This window comes from Alitabrizicola rongguiensis, assembly GCF_021491355.1.
In the GTDB taxonomy this organism is placed as follows: Bacteria; Pseudomonadota; Alphaproteobacteria; order Rhodobacterales; family Rhodobacteraceae; genus Aliitabrizicola; species Aliitabrizicola rongguiensis.
Map to the genome: position 1 here is coordinate 782,192 of NZ_JAKENF010000001.1, position 15,992 is coordinate 798,183.

General features: G+C 66.9%; 13 protein-coding genes and 1 tRNA gene. 3 read left to right on the forward strand and 11 right to left on the reverse strand.

Annotated features, from left to right (window positions below):
* Positions 1–102: 102 nt before the first annotated feature.
* Both L0V05_RS03850 and L0V05_RS03855 read right to left on the reverse strand, forming a co-directional pair.
* Positions 103–179, reverse strand: a tRNA-Met gene (locus L0V05_RS03850).
* 36 nt (positions 180–215) lie between these two features.
* On the reverse strand, positions 216–2,243 hold the full coding sequence (locus L0V05_RS03855; protein ID WP_234868716.1) for a hydantoinase/oxoprolinase family protein: 2,028 nt from the start codon (positions 2,241–2,243) through the stop codon (positions 216–218).
* 157 nt (positions 2,244–2,400) lie between these two features.
* Between L0V05_RS03855 and L0V05_RS03860 the strand changes: the two genes are divergently transcribed.
* Positions 2,401–3,654: an MFS transporter gene (locus tag L0V05_RS03860; protein WP_234868719.1), complete on the forward strand. Its 1,254-nt coding sequence runs from the start codon at positions 2,401–2,403 to the stop codon at positions 3,652–3,654.
* Here the strand turns inward: L0V05_RS03860 and rpoN are convergent.
* Positions 3,651–4,907 (reverse strand): RNA polymerase factor sigma-54, encoded by a 1,257-nt coding sequence (gene rpoN, locus L0V05_RS03865; protein ID WP_234868720.1) that lies wholly within the window; start codon positions 4,905–4,907, stop codon positions 3,651–3,653. The two genes, L0V05_RS03860 and rpoN, sit on opposite strands and share 4 nt — an antisense overlap.
* Positions 4,908–5,026: 119 nt before the next feature.
* Here rpoN and selD point away from each other — a divergent pair, with 119 nt between their 5' ends.
* Positions 5,027–7,210 (forward strand): selenide, water dikinase SelD, encoded by a 2,184-nt coding sequence (selD, locus tag L0V05_RS03870; RefSeq protein WP_319937717.1) that lies wholly within the window; start codon positions 5,027–5,029, stop codon positions 7,208–7,210.
* A gap of 90 nt (positions 7,211–7,300) precedes the next feature.
* Here the strand turns inward: selD and mnmH are convergent, their stop codons facing one another.
* Both mnmH and argE read right to left on the reverse strand, forming a co-directional pair.
* Positions 7,301–8,356 (reverse strand): tRNA 2-selenouridine(34) synthase MnmH, encoded by a 1,056-nt coding sequence (mnmH, locus tag L0V05_RS03875; protein WP_234868724.1) that lies wholly within the window; start codon positions 8,354–8,356, stop codon positions 7,301–7,303.
* A 54-nt stretch (positions 8,357–8,410) separates the two neighbouring features.
* The gene (gene argE / locus L0V05_RS03880; protein ID WP_234868726.1) at positions 8,411–9,565 is read right to left on the reverse strand and encodes an acetylornithine deacetylase; all 1,155 of its coding nucleotides are present in this window, start codon (positions 9,563–9,565) and stop codon (positions 8,411–8,413) included.
* Between the two features lie 115 nt (positions 9,566–9,680).
* On the opposite strand from argE, the gene L0V05_RS03885 reads away from it, so the two are divergent.
* The gene (locus L0V05_RS03885; RefSeq protein ID WP_234868728.1) at positions 9,681–10,379 is read left to right on the forward strand and encodes a hypothetical protein; all 699 of its coding nucleotides are present in this window, start codon (positions 9,681–9,683) and stop codon (positions 10,377–10,379) included.
* On the opposite strand, the gene iolG is transcribed toward L0V05_RS03885, so the two are convergent.
* The 6 genes from iolG to L0V05_RS03915 form a co-directional block, all read right to left on the reverse strand.
* Positions 10,376–11,380, reverse strand: a complete 1,005-nt coding sequence (gene iolG / locus L0V05_RS03890; protein ID WP_234868731.1) for an inositol 2-dehydrogenase — start codon at positions 11,378–11,380, stop codon at positions 10,376–10,378. The two genes, L0V05_RS03885 and iolG, sit on opposite strands and share 4 nt — an antisense overlap.
* Positions 11,381–11,395: 15 nt before the next feature.
* Entirely contained in the window at positions 11,396–12,184 is a 789-nt protein-coding gene (locus tag L0V05_RS03895; protein ID WP_234868734.1) for an SDR family oxidoreductase, read from the reverse strand.
* On the reverse strand, positions 12,177–12,941 hold the full coding sequence (locus L0V05_RS03900; RefSeq protein WP_234868736.1) for an ATP-binding cassette domain-containing protein: 765 nt from the start codon (positions 12,939–12,941) through the stop codon (positions 12,177–12,179). Before L0V05_RS03900 ends, L0V05_RS03895 begins: the two co-directional genes overlap by 8 nt.
* Positions 12,942–12,946: 5 nt before the next feature.
* Entirely contained in the window at positions 12,947–14,017 is a 1,071-nt protein-coding gene (locus L0V05_RS03905; protein ID WP_234868739.1) for an ABC transporter permease, read from the reverse strand.
* Between the two features lie 111 nt (positions 14,018–14,128).
* Positions 14,129–15,070, reverse strand: coding sequence for a sugar ABC transporter substrate-binding protein (locus L0V05_RS03910; protein ID WP_234868741.1), 942 nt, complete (start codon positions 15,068–15,070; stop codon positions 14,129–14,131).
* Between the two features lie 75 nt (positions 15,071–15,145).
* On the reverse strand, positions 15,146–15,964 hold the full coding sequence (locus L0V05_RS03915; protein ID WP_234868743.1) for a TIM barrel protein: 819 nt from the start codon (positions 15,962–15,964) through the stop codon (positions 15,146–15,148).
* Positions 15,965–15,992 lie beyond the last annotated feature (28 nt).

Consider the following 15,992-nt stretch of genomic DNA (forward strand, 5'->3'; position numbering starts at 1 on the left):
GCACCCCGATAGGCCCATGATGTCATAACACTGTTGCATCGGGTGGCCAAACGTTCGACCCACCACGCCATTGGCTGGGGGTTTCTTTGTGTTGTGGCGAAGTGGTGGCGAGGGGGGGACTCGAACCCCCGACCCCGCGATTATGAGTCGCGTGCTCTAACCAGCTGAGCTACCTAGCCACTGGCTGGGGTGATTAGGCAAGGCACGCGGGGGCGTCAAGCGGATTCGGCAGTGCTGCGGGGGCCATGGGCGACCCGGGGGCGGCCGCTGGCGGTGACACTGACCGTTGCTTCAAGGAAGAGTTTCTGCCCCTCGACCTCGGCTTCGCGGATCTCGCGGGCAACGGACACGCGCAGGTCTTCGGCGCCGGCCGCGCGCGCCCGCTCCGAAGCGTCCGCCGTCAGGGCCGCCTCCAGCGCCGCGAGCGCCGCATCGCGACTGGTGAAGCTCTCAAGCCCTTCTGGCAGATGCACGGTGAAGCGACCCTCGCCGGGACTCGTCACCATGCCCGTCGCACGCTGACTGACCTGCCCGACCACTGCGCCGATGGCATTGGCCACCCCCGCATGTTCGGGAAGGATCATTCGGCAATTCAGCCGCTCGCCGACAGCGCCGTAATACGAAGGCGCCGAGGCACCGAGGCCGATCACCGGAACGCCGAGGCGCAGGGTCGTCTCCACCACCCCGCGGTGATGAGAGAGACCGGCCTTAGTCAGGCGATGCCGAGCCAGAACCTCGGGTGTCTCGCCGGCAAAGGAGGGGTCTTCGCCGAAAGCTGCCTCGAGCAGGCAATCAACGGTCTGGGCCGTGAGCTGGTCGATGATGGCCTGCGCCAGCGTGGCGGCGTCCGGGGCAAAACGCTCGCCCTTGCCGTTGCGCCGCCTTGCCAGAAGCCGAACCGCCTTCTCTGCCGCCGTGCCATCCCAACTGGCCAACCGGCCAAGCACATGGCTGGCATCCGACGGTGTCACGCCCGACAGCATCACCAGTCCGCGCGCCACCAGCCGCTCCAGAGCCGCCACCTCCAGCCGCGAACTCAGCGCGGCCACAGCCGGCATCGGTTCGCTGATCCTGGCAAGCACTGCCGCCTCGCGGGCGTTCAGCCCGCCGGTCTGGCCGCCCATCGGAATCACGAAGCGGCCATCGAGTTCGCCCACCGCATCGTTGGACAGCCAGCGGTCCAGCGTCTCATGCACCATCGTGCCATGATCCACGGCAAGGAGCGAGACCGGGACCAGCCGCCGCGGGCCCAGCCGCAAGCCGCCTGCAAGGCCCTCGGTGACCACATGCACTTCGCTGTCGCCGCCCAGGCCGGTGGTGCGCATCGCCACCGCCTCGACCATGGTGCGATAAGGGCCGACGCGCGCGCCTGCCGGATCGATCTCGGGCAGGCCATCGCGCAGAAGCGCGACGTCGGTGGTCGTGCCGCCGATGTCGCTGACCAGAGCATCGGCCTCGCCAGTCAGCCAGCGCGCCCCGACGATGCTGGCCGCGGGACCAGACAGTATCGTCTCGATCGGCCGCTCCCGCACCATCGCTGCCGAGATCAGCGCGCCGTCTCCCCGCACCACCATAAGCGGGGCGTCGATCCCTACCGCCACCAGATGCCGCTCGCAGGCCGCGACCAGCCGGTCGATCATGCCGATCAGCCGCGCGTTCAACACGGCCGTCAACGCCCGCTTCGGACCGTTCAGATTGGCGGACAGCTCGTGCGAACACGTGACAGGCCGCCCGGTAATGCGCCGTATGGCATCGCGCGCTGCGATCTCGTGAGCGGGGTTGCGGGTGGCAAAGCGCGAAGCGACGGCAAAGCCCATGACCTGCGGCCCAAGCTCCTCGGCAGCCATTGCAAGGCTTGCGAGGTCCAGCGGCGCCAACTCCTGCCCTGCATGGCCGTGGCCTCCGGCAAGACGGATCACGGGATCGCCCTTCAGCGCCTCGACCAGCCCGCCGCGTTCCAGGTCCCCGTCGTCAAACCCGATGAAGACCAGCGCGACTCGCCCGCCTTGCCCCTCGACTAGCGCATTGGTGGCAAGCGTGGTGGACAGCGAAACCAGTGCCACGTCAGAGGGCGCAACGCCTGCTTCTGCCAGCGCCGCATCGACCGCCCGGCCGACACCAAGCGCCAGATCGCCGCGGGTGGTCAGTGACTTGGCCGAACCGATGACGCGCGTCGCCGCCTCGTCCACAATCACCGCATCGGTATAGGTGCCGCCCGTGTCGACGCCGAGGAAAACCGTCATCCGCCTGCCCTTGCCCTGTTCAAGACGGACTGGGTCTAGCGCGCGACGCAGGAATGATCATCGCCGGATGCGACTTTTCCTGCCGCCTTCCGTCCTGGACTGGCCTTTGCCGCCGCAGGGTGCGAAATCGGGTCGAACCTCAGACCCACGGTGCGGCTTGCAAGTTACTCCCTTCCAGCGCTTCGTGGCCGCAAGCGGTCTGACCAACCTTGCGGACGGTGTTGCGACCGTGGCCTGGGGCTGGGCCGCCTCGCTTCTGACCCGCGACCCGCTGATGATCTCGCTCGTGCCGATCGCGCTCCGGCTTCCGTGGTTCCTGTTCGCCCTTCCGGCCGGGATCGTGACAGACCGGATGGATCGCCGCCAGCTGATCCTGCGGATGGACGTGCTGCGCGCCCTCGCTTTCGCCGGCGCGGCCGTCGCGATGGTGCTGACCGTTCCGCTCCCACTTGCGCCCAGGAGCGGCGTATCAGAGCCAGTGCTGTTTGGCGTGATCATGGCCGCCGCCTTCATCGTCGGGATCGCCGAGGTCTTCCGCGACAATGCCGCGCAGACGATGCTGCCGGCGATGGTCGGACGGAGCGATCTGGAACGCGCAAACGGCCGGCTGTGGAGCGTCGAGATGGTTGGCAACTCCCTCCTCGGCCCGGCGCTCGGCGCGTTCCTGATTGCGGCTGCCGTTCCTCTTCCCTTCGGCGCCAACGCACTCGCCTATGGATTGGCGATTGTCCTCGTGGCCAGCGTCGTCGGTCGCTTCAGGCCTGAGGGCGCAAGCCAGCGCAACTGGAAGCGGGAGCTGTCTGAAGGCTGGCACTTCTTGCGCGACGCCCCGCTTCTGCGGTTGCTCGCGGTCATCACCGGCGTCTGGAACCTTCTGTTCCAGATGACGACGGTCGCCCTCCTCCTTCATGCCCAGGAAAACCTCGGTCTCGGTGCACGCGGCTACGGCCTTGTCCTGGCCGGGGGCGCGGTCGGCGGGGTTCTGGCCGGCTTCACCGCCGAATGGTTCGTGCGACGGTTCGGTCCGGGCGCGGTCGCGCGCTGGTCTCTGTTCGCCTCGGCGCCGGCTTTCCTCGGCATGGCGCTGGCTCCGGGTGGCTGGACACTGGCGCTGGTGCTCGGTCTCTTCGAGTATACGGGCATCCTTTGGAACACAGTCTCGGTCTCCTACCGGCAGCGGAGTATCCCCGACCAGCTTCTGGGCAGGGTCAATAGCCTTTACCGCCTGCTTGCCTGGGGCATGATGCCGGTAGGCCTCGCCCTGTCCGGCGTGATCGTCCGCTTTGCCGAAACCCTGATGCCACGCGACACGGCCCTGTCCATGCCGTTCTACGTGGCCGCGGCGGGGGGCATCGCCCTGGTGCTGTTCGGCTGGCGCGGTCTCAGGACCGGCTTCGCGGCCCCTGTCTAGCGGCGGCGTTGACCAGCGGTCGGGATGCGCAGCATCTCGCGATACTTCGTCACCGTCCGCCGCGCGACAGGATGACCAACCAGCCCCAGCGCCTCGGCCAGCGCCCGGTCGCTGAGTGGACGGCGCGGGTTCTCGGCTGCAATCAGTCGCGTCAGCGCCGACCGGATCGCCGGCCCGGAACTGTCGCCCAGCTGGGTGGCGAAAAGGTCGACCATCCGCCAGGTCCCAAGCGGTGTCGCAACCGCGACGCCTGCGACGGCGCGGCTGACCGTACTGTCGTTCAACCCCAGCGCCTCGGCGATCTCCGTCTGGCGCAGCGGGCCAAGCGCACCAAGCCCGGCCTCGAGCGCGGCCGACTGCCGCGACAGGACCTCGCGCGCGATGCGCAAGAGAGTGGCGTTCCGCCGCTCGAGCATCCGGGTCAGCTCCAGCGCTGCCGCCAGCCGCGCGCGTTCTTCCGGCTGGGCCGGACGGCTGCCCGGGCGAACCACAGCCACTGCAGGCAGGGCGGACCGATTGAGCTGAACATCCCAACCCCCTGCGCTGCGCGTCACCACCAGATCCGGCTCACGGGCATCCACGGTGCCGGGATCGAACTGCGCCCCTGGTTTGGGATCGAAGCTGCGGATCACCCGGATGCGGCGCAACACATCGGCTTCCTCGCATGCGGCAAGTCGGGCCAGACGACCGATCGCGCCTTCCGCAAGAAGTGGCAGATTGTCGAGACAGACCTCCATCACAGGGTCCATCACACCCGCCTCCTCGGCCTGAATGCGAAGGCAATCGGACAAATCCTCCGCGAAAAGGCCCGCAGGCTCCATCCGCTGCAGTCGCTTCAACACCGCCGCCGCATCTCCGGTCGCACAACCCGCCCGACGCGCCAGCACTTCCAACGGGACACCGAGCCAACCGGAAGGCTCCAGCGCTTCGGCAAGCACAAGCGCGATCTGCCTCTCGCGAGACGACCGGGTCAGCGCATCGATTTCCGTCAGCACATGCGACATGAGGCTGGGACCCGTCGCGGCGGCCTCGGGTGCGGACCCGGCCGAAAAGGCCTGGCTCCAGCGCGGCAGCCATTGGCCTGGCACGACAGGGGGCGCCTCGACTCGCAGGTAGGGATTGGTTTCGGCTTGCTCTTCAAGAAAACGGGTCAACCCGCCCGCATCCATCCGCAGAAGTCGGATTGACGTCTGCAGCGCGGTGTTGAGCTGCAGGCGCTGACTTTGCCGAAGACCGATCCGCTGGCCAGACATGCCACCCCCTTTGCCCGCAAGCCTAGGAAGCGGTCCGCTGCGACGCAACGCCCCTCGCGATTTCCACTCCCGATCGTTAGTCTGCGGCCTGTCTCACCGCCCGGAAGCCTTGCACAATGATGGATGGACTGCCCCTGACCCGCGATCTGGTGCTGATCGGCGGTGGTCACGCTCACGCGCTTGTCCTGCGCATGTGGGGCATGAACCCGCTGCCCGGAGCGCGGCTGACGGTGATCAACCCGCATCCGGTTGCGCCCTATTCGGGGATGCTGCCCGGCCATGTCGCCGGCCATTACCGGCGCGACGAGATGATGATCGACCTCGTGCGTCTGGCGCGACACGCCGGGGCGCGGCTGATCCAGTCGCGTGCGACCGGCATCGACCGCGCCAATCGTCTCGTGCTGGTGGAGGGCCGCGATCCGCTGCGCTACGATATCGCCTCGATCGACATCGGCATCACCACCGACTTGCCGGCACTGCCCGGCTTCCTCGACCACGCTATTCCGGCCAAACCCTTCGACATCTATTCCGAACGCTGGCAGCGTTTCGTCTCGGCCGACCTGCCACGGCCGCGCATGGTCATCATCGGCGCGGGGGTCGCAGGTGTCGAACTGGCGCTCGCGTCTGCGCACCGGCTGCAGAGCGAAGGCCGCTCGCCCGACATCACCCTTGTCGACCGCGATCCTCAGCCGCTTCGGATGGTCGGGTCAGGTGCGCGTCGGGCGCTGTTACGCCATGTTGCCGAGGCCGGCATCGCGCTTCTGGCCGGGGTCGAACCGGTCGGTATCACCGCCAGTTCCGTCATCCTGTCCGACGGTCGAGTCCTGCCTTCGGACTTCACGCTTGGCGTGGCAGGGGCGCGCCCGCAGAAGTGGCTGGAAGACACCGGTCTGGACCTGCACCGTGGCTTTGTCAGGATTGACCCCACGCTCCGCACCTCCGATGCCTCGGTCTTCGCCGCTGGCGATTGCGCCGAGATGGTCTGGGCGCCGCGGCCAAAGGCCGGCGTCTATGCTGTGCGTCAGGCGCCGATCCTGCTACATAACCTCCGCGCGGCCCTGTCCGGCGGCGGAATGCGGCGCTACCGGCCACAGAGTGATTATCTCAAGCTCATTTCAGCGGGCGGCAAGACAGCGGTCGCCGACAAGTGGGGGCTGCCGCTCGACGGCGCGTGGCTCTGGCGCTGGAAGGACGGTATCGACCGCCGCTTCATCGCCATGCTTGCCGATCTGCCGAAGATGGCGCTGCCTCCCCTGCCACACCCCCGCGCGGAGGGCGTGGAGGAAGCCTTGGGCAAGAAGCCCCTCTGCGGAGGCTGCGGTGCCAAGGTCGGCGCAAGCGATCTTTCCGCAGCGCTGGCCGGTCTGCCCGCACCAAGGCGGCCCGACGTGTTGTCCGGCCCGGGAGACGACGCCGCGATCCTGCGCTACGAGAACGGTGTTCAGGTGATGACCACCGACCACCTGCGCAGCCTCTGCGATGATCCGGCGCTCATGGCCCGCCTGGCGGCCGTCCATGCGCTTGGCGATATCTGGGCGATGGGAGCGCAGCCGCAGGTGGCCTTGGCCCAGATCATCCTGCCGCGGATGTCGGCGCGGATTCAGGCCGACACGCTCCGCGAAATCATGGCTGCGGCGGCAGATGTCTTTCGGGCTGCCGGGGCCGACGTCGTGGGCGGGCATACGACGATCGGCGCCGAACTGACGATCGGTTTCACCGTCACCGGCCTTGCCGCGCGGGCGATCACCAAGCGCGGGGTCCAACCGGGCGATGCGCTGATCCTGACCAAGCCCATCGGCTCCGGCACGGTCATGGCCGCGCTGATGGCGCAGGCGCCACTGACCAACCCGCTTCTGGGCGAGGCCGCGGAGTCAGCCTCGCGCAGCATGGCGCGCGCCCTGTCCGACGACGCGACGATCCTTGCGCCCGAAGCCCATGCAATGACCGATGTCACCGGCTTCGGCCTCGCCGGGCACCTGCTCGAGATGCTGGAAGCCTCGAACTGCGCGGCGGAACTGGATCTGGCGGCTGTGCCCCTGCTCCCGGGGGCAGAGGCGCTTGCGGCCACGGGTCAGGAATCGACGATTGCGCCAGCCAACCGTGCAGCGGCCATGGGGCAGATGCTGTTCACCGAAAGCCCAAAGGCCGCGCTGCTTTTCGATCCTCAGACCTGTGGTGGTTTGCTCGCGGCGGTCAACAAGGACAAGGCCACAAGGCTGGTTGCCGCTTTGCGCGAAAAGGGCAGCCCGGCCGCGATCATCGGTAAGGCCGTCGAGGGCGCGCCGTTCCTGACCGTTACCTGACGACTCCTCCGGCCCTCCTTCCGTTAGGCGAATATCCTCGGGGGTGAATGGCCCGGTACGGGCCAGAAGGCGCAGACAGGCCCCATCCCGTCAGCCAAGCCGCGCCACCTCGGCCGCCACGCGCGCGGCAAGGTCCGGCAGGGCCTCCTGCGCCAGCGACGGCGCTCCGACCTCGACGGCTTCTCGTGCCCCAGTGAGGCTGCGCTGCTTGGCGTAGCGTGGGTCGTAATGGCGGGCCATCAGGTCGTCCGCCAGTGCCTCGAAGTCTCCGGCTGCAGCCTGTGCCTGCCAGAGATGGATCGTCTCCGCCGCGTGCATGGGGCGCAGAAGATCGATCACCAGCGCTAGTTGCGCGCTGTCCGCCGTGAGATCGGTATAGGCCCGCGCGAGGTAAGCGGCCCGCTGGCCGCGCGGTGCGTCGATCGCGATGCGCGGAGCCTCTACCATTGCCCGCCACAGGCGCGGGGGAATCCGGCAGTCGCCGACCTTGGACGATTCAGCCTCGACCACCACCGGGCGGGAGGGGTCAAGCGCGGCGAGGGCCTGAGCCAGCCGCCCCTCGAACGCCTTCTGCGACGGCTGCCCGCCCGGACGCGATCCGAAGAGGGAGCCCCGGTGATTGGCCAGCCCCTCGAGGTCGATCACCTGCACCCCGACCGAAGGCAGGAGGTTAAGCACTTCGGTCTTGGCCGAGCCGGTATTGCCATCGAGTACGACTACAGGCGAGGGCACCGGATCATCATAAACCGCCTTCACCACCAGACCACGCCAGCTCTTGTAGCCGCCCGCGATGGTTTCCACCCGCCAGCCGATCTGGGAAAGGATCGTTGCGAAACTGCCCGAGCGCTGCCCGCCGCGCCAGCAATAGACTAACGGCCGCCAGCCACCCGGCTTGTCGGCAAGCGGCCCCTCGAGATGCTTCGCCGCATTCTTCGCCACCAGCGCCGCGCCGATCTTGCGGGCGCGGAAGGGGCTGTCCTGCTTGTAGATGGTGCCGACGCGGGCGCGCTCCTCGTCATCCAGAACCGGCAGGCTGATCGCGCCGGGCAGGTGATCCTCGGCATATTCGGCGGGGGCGCGGACGTCGATGATGTCGTCAAAACCCATGGCGGCGAGATCGGAAAGGCAGGTCAGGGTCACGGCCATGGCCGTCTTCCTTCCGTCTGGAACCCGTATGGCATCCGCGCGACCGTCATCGGATCAAAGCCCCGCTTCCAGTCTCTCCACCAACCGGGCCAGCATCGCCTCGCAACGCGCGATCTGGTCGAGGCTGACCCATTCGTCGGGTTTGTGGCCCTGTGCCATGCTGCCCGGCCCGCAAATGACGGTCGGGATGCCGAGGCGTTCGGAAAAAAGCCCGCCTTCGGTGCCGAACGCCACCTTCATGGTGCCGTTCGCCCCGGTCAGACCCTGCACGAAACGCACGACGCCGGCATCGGTCGGGGTGCCGAGGCCGGGGTAATCCCAGAGCCGTTCGATGCGGATCTCGGCTTCGGGGAAGCGGTCGCGCAGGGGGGCGCAGATCGCCTCGGCCTCGGCCTTGAGGCGGTCGATCAGGATCAGCGGATCGTCACCGGCAAGGTTCCGGATCTCGAAGTCGAGCACGGCCTGGTTCGGCACGATATTGACCTGCACGCCGCCCGACATCTTGCCGACATGAAGCGTCGTGTAGGGCACGTCGTAGTCGCCGTCCGTCAGGCCGGTCGCCGCGACCTCGGCCTGAAGGTTGCGCACCGCGTCCAGGAAGTCGGCGGCAAGGTGGAGAGCGTTCAAGGCAAGTGGGGCGAGCGCCGAATGCCCCTCGCGCCCGGTGCAGGTGGCGCGAAGCGCGATCTTGCCCTTGTGGCCGGTGGCGACCTGCATGCCCGTCGGTTCCCCAACGATGCACATGGCGGGCGTGAAGGGCGCACGGGCCAGCATGTCGATCAGCGAGCCGACACCGAGGCAACCCACCTCCTCGTCATGGCTGAGCGCGAGATGCAGCGGCGTCTTGAGCGGCCGCCGGGCGGCAGAAAGCGCTGCCGACAGGGCACAGGCGACGAAACCTTTCATGTCGGTCACGCCGCGCCCGTAATAGCGATCGTCCGCCTCGGTCAGCACGAAGGGCGGTTTCGACCAGTTCTGCCCGGTGACCGGCACGACGTCGGTATGGCCCGAGAGCATTACCCCCGGCACGTCCTGCGGCCCGATCGTGGCGTAGAGGTTGGCCTTCTTGCCCGTCGGATCGGGGATCACCCTCGCAGCGATGCCGGCGCCTGCCAGCAGGTGCTGGACCCACTCGATCAGCGGCAGGTTAGGTTCGGAACTGACCGTGTCGAAGGCGACAAGACGGTCGAGGATGTCACGGGTCTTCATGGCGTCTCCCTGCTGGCGGAGACGTAACCGCAAATCGGCCGCCAGCGGAAGGGCTGACGCTTTCCCTTGGCCCCCAAGGGTGGTTATGTCGCGAGGACTTAAGGGGAGACAAGGCATGACCCGCTGGATCGCAGCCGCACTGACGCTGGTGATGGCCGCAGGCGCGGGCCTCGCGGAAGAAGCCGCGCCCGCACCGAAGCCCGTCAACCGCACGCCCGCGCAGATCGCGGCTCCGGGACCGGTGGGGCGCCTGGCCCTGGCGCAGGGCCTGTTTGCAGCCAGCCTTTCGCAGCGCGACCCGGTGGGGATGATCGCCGCCGCGCGGATCGCGCTGGCTGTCCCGATGCGGGACAAGGAGCGCAAGGCGGAAGCCATCGCCCCGTCCGAGCCGGCTGCGGCAAAAAGCGGTACACCTGCGCAACCCTTCGACGCCGCTGCCATGCTGCGCGCCGCCCGGGCGCTGGCGGCCGGGGACGAGGCCGTGCTGGCCCAGGCCGATGCGGCAGAGGCGGAAGGCGCCGGTCAGGTTGTCGGCGGACCGGCGCGAACGCGGGCCAGGATCGCTCCGGGTGCCGAGGATCGCTGGACCATGGCATTCTACAGCGGTGAACTGGCCGAGGTCGCCATTCTGTCCGGCGGCGATGCCTCGCTGGAACTCACGGTCACCGATGGCGATGGCAATGTCATCTGCATGCTTCCAGGCGATGGGCCAGCCAGCCTTTGCGGCTGGGTTCCCGACTGGAACGCGACCTTTACCGTCGCGGTGCGCAATCCCGGCCCCGCGACGGTTTCCTACTGGCTGGTCACCGATTAGCCCAGCACTTCCGACATCGGGACCGTGCGCTTCTCGGCCGCCGACTTCACCGCAGCATCGGCGAGTGCCAGCGCGATCAGCCCGTCCTCGCCCGATGGCGTGGCCTTGCCCTTGCCGCCGATGGCCGCGATGAAGCTGGCGATTTCGGCGGCGTAGGCATCGGTGTAGCGGGTCATGAAGAAGTCGTGCAGCGGCGGGCGGGTATAGCCGAGGCCTGTGGCCACCTCGATGGAGACCGGGCGCTGGTTCTCGGCCGAGGCGAGGCCCTTGGAGCCATGCACCTCGATCCGCTGGTCGTAGCCGTAGGTCGCGCGGCGCGAGTTCGAGATGACGGCCATCTTGCCGCTCTTGGTCTTCAGCATGACCTGGACCGAGTCGAAGTCGCCTGCCTTGCCGATCTCGGGGTCCACCAGAACGGCGGCCATGGCGGAAACCTCGGTGATCTCTTCTCCCAGAAGGAAGCGGGCCATGTCGAAGTCGTGGATCGTCATGTCGCGGAAGATGCCGCCCGAACGCTTGATGTACTCGACGGGCGGGGCGCCGGGGTCGCGGCTGGTGATGACGACCATCTCGACCTCACCAAGCGTGCCCTTGTCGATCTCGGCGCGGACGGCGCGGAAATGCGGGTCGAAGCGGCGGTTGAAGCCGACCATCAGCGTGGCCTTCGTGGCGCGCACCACGTCGAGGCAGGCCTTGACGCGGGCGAGGCTCAGGTCGATCGGCTTTTCGCAGAAGATCGCCTTGCCGGCGCGGGCAAAGCGCTCGATCAGGTCGGCATGGGTGTCGGTCGGGGTGCAGATCACCACCGCGTCGATGTCCTTGGCCGCCTCGATCTCGTCGATGGTGCGGATGGCGCAGCCATACTGGTCGGCAATTGCCTGCGCCGCCTGCGGGAAGGCGTCGGCTACCGCGACGAGTTTGGCATTGCCGTCACCGGTGATCGCCTTGGCATGGACCTTGCCGATGCGCCCCGCGCCGAGAAGTCCGAACCTGATGGTCATGTCTTTCCTCTTGTCTTACTCCGGGTAGGCCCCGGCGATGTTCTGGTCGAAATCGATCACGGCGCCGGTCATGACGCCTGAGCCGTCGGAGAGCAGGTAGCTGACCAGCCCGGCGACATGGGCGGGCTTGACCAGCATGCCGAAGGGCTGCCGCGCCTCGGCCTCGGCCAGCCAGCCGTCGGTGGCGCCATGGTATTTCTTCTGCACCTCGTCCTCGCCCGGCGTGTCCATCCAGCCGCAGTTCACGGCGTTGACGCGGATGCGATTGCGGCGGAGCGCGTTGGCGGCGTTCTTGGTCACGTTGGCAAGTGCGGCCTTGCTGGCGGAATAGGGGGCAAGGAAGCTTTGCCCGGCATGGACGACCATCGACAGGATGTTGACGGCCGAGGCCGGGTGGCCCTTGTCGACGGCAAGCTGCGCGAAGCGTTGCAAGGCGAAGAACGGCCCCCGGGCGTTGACGTTCATCAGGTTGTCCCATTCGGCGGGAGTCGCGGTCAGGATCGAGCCGCGATCGGTGGCCGCCGCCGCGTTGACCAGCGCGTTGACCCGGCCGAAACGGCTGGCGGCGCGGTCGATGAGCGCGATGGCATCCTCGGGATTGGCCATGTCGGCGGGCAGGTAGCGCACATCGGCGCCGGTCCGGTCGCGCAGGCCCTTCGCCGCCTCCTCGCCCTTGGTCACGCCGCGCCCGGCGATCACCATCTGGCGGCAGCCTTCGGCAATCAGACGCTCGGCGATGGCCAGACCAAGGCCCTGCGTGCCGCCGGTGATGACGGCAACCGTGTTCACATGGGGATCAGGCATAGGAGACTTCGCCGCCCTTCACGCCGGTGATGTAGCTGACGATGTCGTTGCCGTCGGTTTCGTCGCGGTTCAGCGAGGCGACGATCCGGCCGCGGCGGAAGACCACGATCCGGTCGACCAGATCGAAGACCTGCCGCAGGTTGTGACTGATGAGGATCATCGGCACGCCGCGTTCCTTCAGCCCGCGGATGATGTTCTCGACCTGCGCCGTCTCCTGCACGCCAAGCGCCGCCGTCGGCTCGTCCATGATGATGAGCTTGGAGGCAAAGGCGGCGGCGCGTGCGATGGCCACGCATTGCCGCTGGCCGCCCGACATGTTGCGGATCGGGTTGTCGACGTTCGGAATCTTCACCGCCGTGGTCTTCAGCGCCTCGAGCGTGCGTTCGCGCATCGTCTTGCGGTCGAGCCACGAGAACGGCCCGAGACGGAACTTGAACAACTCTCGCCCGAGATAGAGGTTCGACGGCACGTCAAGATCGTCGGCAAGCGCGAGCGTCTGGAACACGGTCTCGATTCCGGCCTCGCGGGCCTCGAGCGGGCCGGAATGGCTGACCTCCTGCCCGTCGAAGAAGATCTGGCCCGAGGTGCGCTGTTCCACGCCCGTCACCTGGCGTACGAAGGTCGACTTGCCCGCGCCGTTGTCGCCGACGACAGCCACATGCTCGCCCTTGCGCAGGATGAAGTTCGCGTCTTCCAGCGCATGCACACCGCCGTAGCGTTTGGTCAGGCCACGCGTTTCAAGGATGATGTCGTTCATCTGCGTTACCCCCTCGTCCGCCGCTGCTGGCGCCACTGGTCAAGCACCACGGCGGCCACGATGATCACGCCCTTCACCATCTCCTGGTAGTAAGCGTCGAGCTTGAGGAAGGTGAAGCCCGAGATGATGACGCCGAAGATCAGCGCGCCCAGCACGGTGCCGATGATCGATCCGCGTCCACCCGAAAGGCTGACCCCACCGATGACAGCCATGGCAATGGCGTCGAGTTCGTACATCACCCCCATGCCGGCCTGCGCGGTAAGGTTCTTGGAACTCAGAACGACCGCGGCCAGCGAGGCGAGGATGCCGGCAATCACATAGACCAGCACCTTGTGGTGATTGACGTTGATCCCCGACATCCGCGCCGCAGCCTCGTTCGAGCCGATGGCGTAGCAGTGCTTTCCGTATTTCGTGTAGGTCATGATGACGTGGAATAGGATCGCCAGCGCGACAAAGATCGCGACTGGCATCATGCCCTTTCCGATCGCGGCATAGGATTCGGTCGGGAAGGAGATCGGGTTGCCGTTCGACCACCAGCGCGACAGGCCGCGGGCGGTCACCATCATGCCGAGCGTGGCAATAAAGGGCGGGATGCGCGTGTATGCAATCAGGCTGCCATTGATGAATCCGGCGATCAGACCGCAGCCAAGGCCGACAAGGACCGGCACGATCACCGGCAGATCCATCGCCCAGTCGCCGAAGATGGCCTTGGGGTTTGGCTGGCCATTCACCATCGCGGTCTGGGCAAAGCTCATCGCGATCATCGCGGTGGCGCCGACGACCGAGCCGCTGGACAGGTCGATGCCGCCACTGATGATGACTTGGGTCACGCCTATGGCGATGACCCCCACGATTGACACCTGCAGGATGATGATCGACAGGCGCTGCTGGTTGAACAGCGTGTCGATGTTGTCCCGCGTGTTGAACAGGAAGCTGTCGCCCATGAGAAGCCTGCCCAGGATCTCGAAGGCGGCCACGATCACGACCAGGGCGACCAGGACGTTGAGCTCCTGCGGCCGCGCCTTCTTGCCGGGATCATACTTGAGACCACCCAGGCCATGCGTCACTTGCGCCACGGCTTGCCCTCCTCTTCCACCCATGTCGATTGTTGCACATCCGTGCACTCGCGTCTTGCGCGCGAGCGACGGAAGATGGCGGGGCGGCTGCGGAGCCGCCCCGATCGCTCGTCAGTTCTTGGCGAGGTAGTCGCCGATATTGGCCGGCGTCACGAGTTCGAAGGGGATGTAGACCTTCTGGTCCACCGCTTCGCCCTTGCTGAGCTTCACGGCGGCATCGAGCGATCCCTGCCCCTGACCGGCGGCGTTCTGGAAGACCGTCACGTCCAGATCGCCCGCCTGCATCGCGGCCAGCGCGTCCTGCGTCGCGTCCACGCCGCCGACGACGATCGTCTTCATGTCAAGGCCGGCGGCCTTCATGGCCTGGATGGCGCCGATCGCCATTTCGTCGTTGTTGGCGATAACACCGTCGAAGGCGGTACCGGTCGACAGCCAGTTGGTCATCAGGCTTTGCGCTTCGTCGCGGCTCCAGTTGGCGGTCTGCTCGTCGATGATGTTGAGCTTCACTTCGCATTTGCCGGCGGCGATCACGTCGTGGATGTCCTTGGTGCGCTGGACGGCGGCCTGGTTCGACAGTTCGCCCATCATCACATAGACATTGGCCTCGGTCTTGCCCTGCTCTTTCAGCAGGCGGCAGACTTCGATGGTTTCGAGCGTGCCGGATTCCTCTTCGTTCGACGCGACGAAGGCCTGGTTGTCCGGCAGGCTGTCGACGTTGATCGGCTGGCGGTTCACATAGACCAGCGGCACGTTGGCAGCTGCGGCAGCGTCCGACATCGCCTGAGTTGCCGAGGTGTCCACCGGGTTCACGACGATCGCATCCACGCCCGAGGCGATGAAGTTGTTGATCTGGTCAAGCTGCTTGGCCACGTCGTTGCCCGCATCCTCGATCTGGACGCTGATGCCCGAGGCATCGGCATGGGCCTGGATGCCGTTGCGAAGCACGGTAAGGAAGTTGTCGTCGAACTTGGCCATGGACACGCCGACGTTCTGCGCCATCGCGGTGGTGCCCATCAGGGCGACAAGGCCCGCGGCCAGAAGGGTCTTCTTCATGTTCTCTCCTCCACTGTCGGTGTCCGGCCCCACCATGCTCTCCCTGCCGGACGCCCTGTCGGGCGGGTAATCTTCCTAGACCTTTGCCGCGGCGACCGATCTGTCGATGAATTCCATCGACGTTCGAAGGGCCGCCGCAGGATCGCGAAGCTCGTGCACCGAGGCGGCGAAAGGCTCGAAGCTGATCGGCCCGGAATAGCCAGCTGACTGAAGCGCGCGGATCTGGGCGATATTGCCGAGCCGGTCATCTGCATCCACCAGCACCCGGTGCCCGTCGCGCATCTCGCTGACGCTCAGTCCCCTGTCGACGACGCCCGACACATGGACGATGCCGGTATGCTGCGGGAAGATCGGCCCCCCGCCCGCAAGGTGATGGTGGAACGTGTCATGCACCAGTTTGTATGTGTCGGTTGCTCCAAGCGCTTCAATCACATCAACCACATCGGCCTTGAACCGAAGGGAACAGACCTCGAAGCCCAGGGGTTCGACCATGGCCCTCAGGCCGTTCGCCCGTAGCAGAGGGAGCAACTCGGTTAGCGCCAGACGCAGGGCCGACATACGCTCTGTCTTGCCGGTTGCGATCCCGTCATTTCGGGGGATCAGGCTCACCGCCTCGGCTCCGGCGGCGACGGCGACGCGCATCAGCGCCTGAGCCTCGGCGCGCTTGGCATCGGACCAGTCGTTGAACATCTTGACTTCAGCAAGGGCCAGAAACCGCAAGCCGCGCTGCCGCAGCGCCGCGCCGACTGCGGCCGGATCGTCTCCTTCGAACAGCGGCCGACCAAGATCGTTGCGGTATTCCACCCCGACACATCCAAGCGCGCTGGCCAGATCGGCAAAGGCCTGCCAGCCCATGCGCGGCGTGGTCATGTGGTTCAGCGCGAATGGCTGCATGCGAATCTCATCCCCCCCGCAACTTGCT

Bases quoted from the DNA above. Each gene is read 5' to 3' on its own strand.
- L0V05_RS03855 (WP_234868716.1), bottom strand. From the start codon at position 2,243: ATGACGGTTTTCCTCGGCGTCGACACGGGCGGCACCTATACCGATGCG.
- rpoN (WP_234868720.1), bottom strand. From the start codon at position 4,907: ATGTCTGGCCAGCGGATCGGTCTTCGGCAAAGTCAGCGCCTGCAGCTC.
- selD (WP_319937717.1), top strand. From the start codon at position 5,027: ATGGATGGACTGCCCCTGACCCGCGATCTGGTGCTGATCGGCGGTGGT.
- mnmH (WP_234868724.1), bottom strand. From the start codon at position 8,356: ATGGCCGTGACCCTGACCTGCCTTTCCGATCTCGCCGCCATGGGTTTT.
- argE (WP_234868726.1), bottom strand. From the start codon at position 9,565: ATGAAGACCCGTGACATCCTCGACCGTCTTGTCGCCTTCGACACGGTC.
- L0V05_RS03885 (WP_234868728.1), top strand. From the start codon at position 9,681: ATGACCCGCTGGATCGCAGCCGCACTGACGCTGGTGATGGCCGCAGGC.
- iolG (WP_234868731.1), bottom strand. From the start codon at position 11,380: ATGACCATCAGGTTCGGACTTCTCGGCGCGGGGCGCATCGGCAAGGTC.
- L0V05_RS03895 (WP_234868734.1), bottom strand. From the start codon at position 12,184: ATGCCTGATCCCCATGTGAACACGGTTGCCGTCATCACCGGCGGCACG.
- L0V05_RS03900 (WP_234868736.1), bottom strand. From the start codon at position 12,941: ATGAACGACATCATCCTTGAAACGCGTGGCCTGACCAAACGCTACGGC.
- L0V05_RS03910 (WP_234868741.1), bottom strand. From the start codon at position 15,070: ATGAAGAAGACCCTTCTGGCCGCGGGCCTTGTCGCCCTGATGGGCACC.
- L0V05_RS03915 (WP_234868743.1), bottom strand. From the start codon at position 15,964: ATGCAGCCATTCGCGCTGAACCACATGACCACGCCGCGCATGGGCTGG.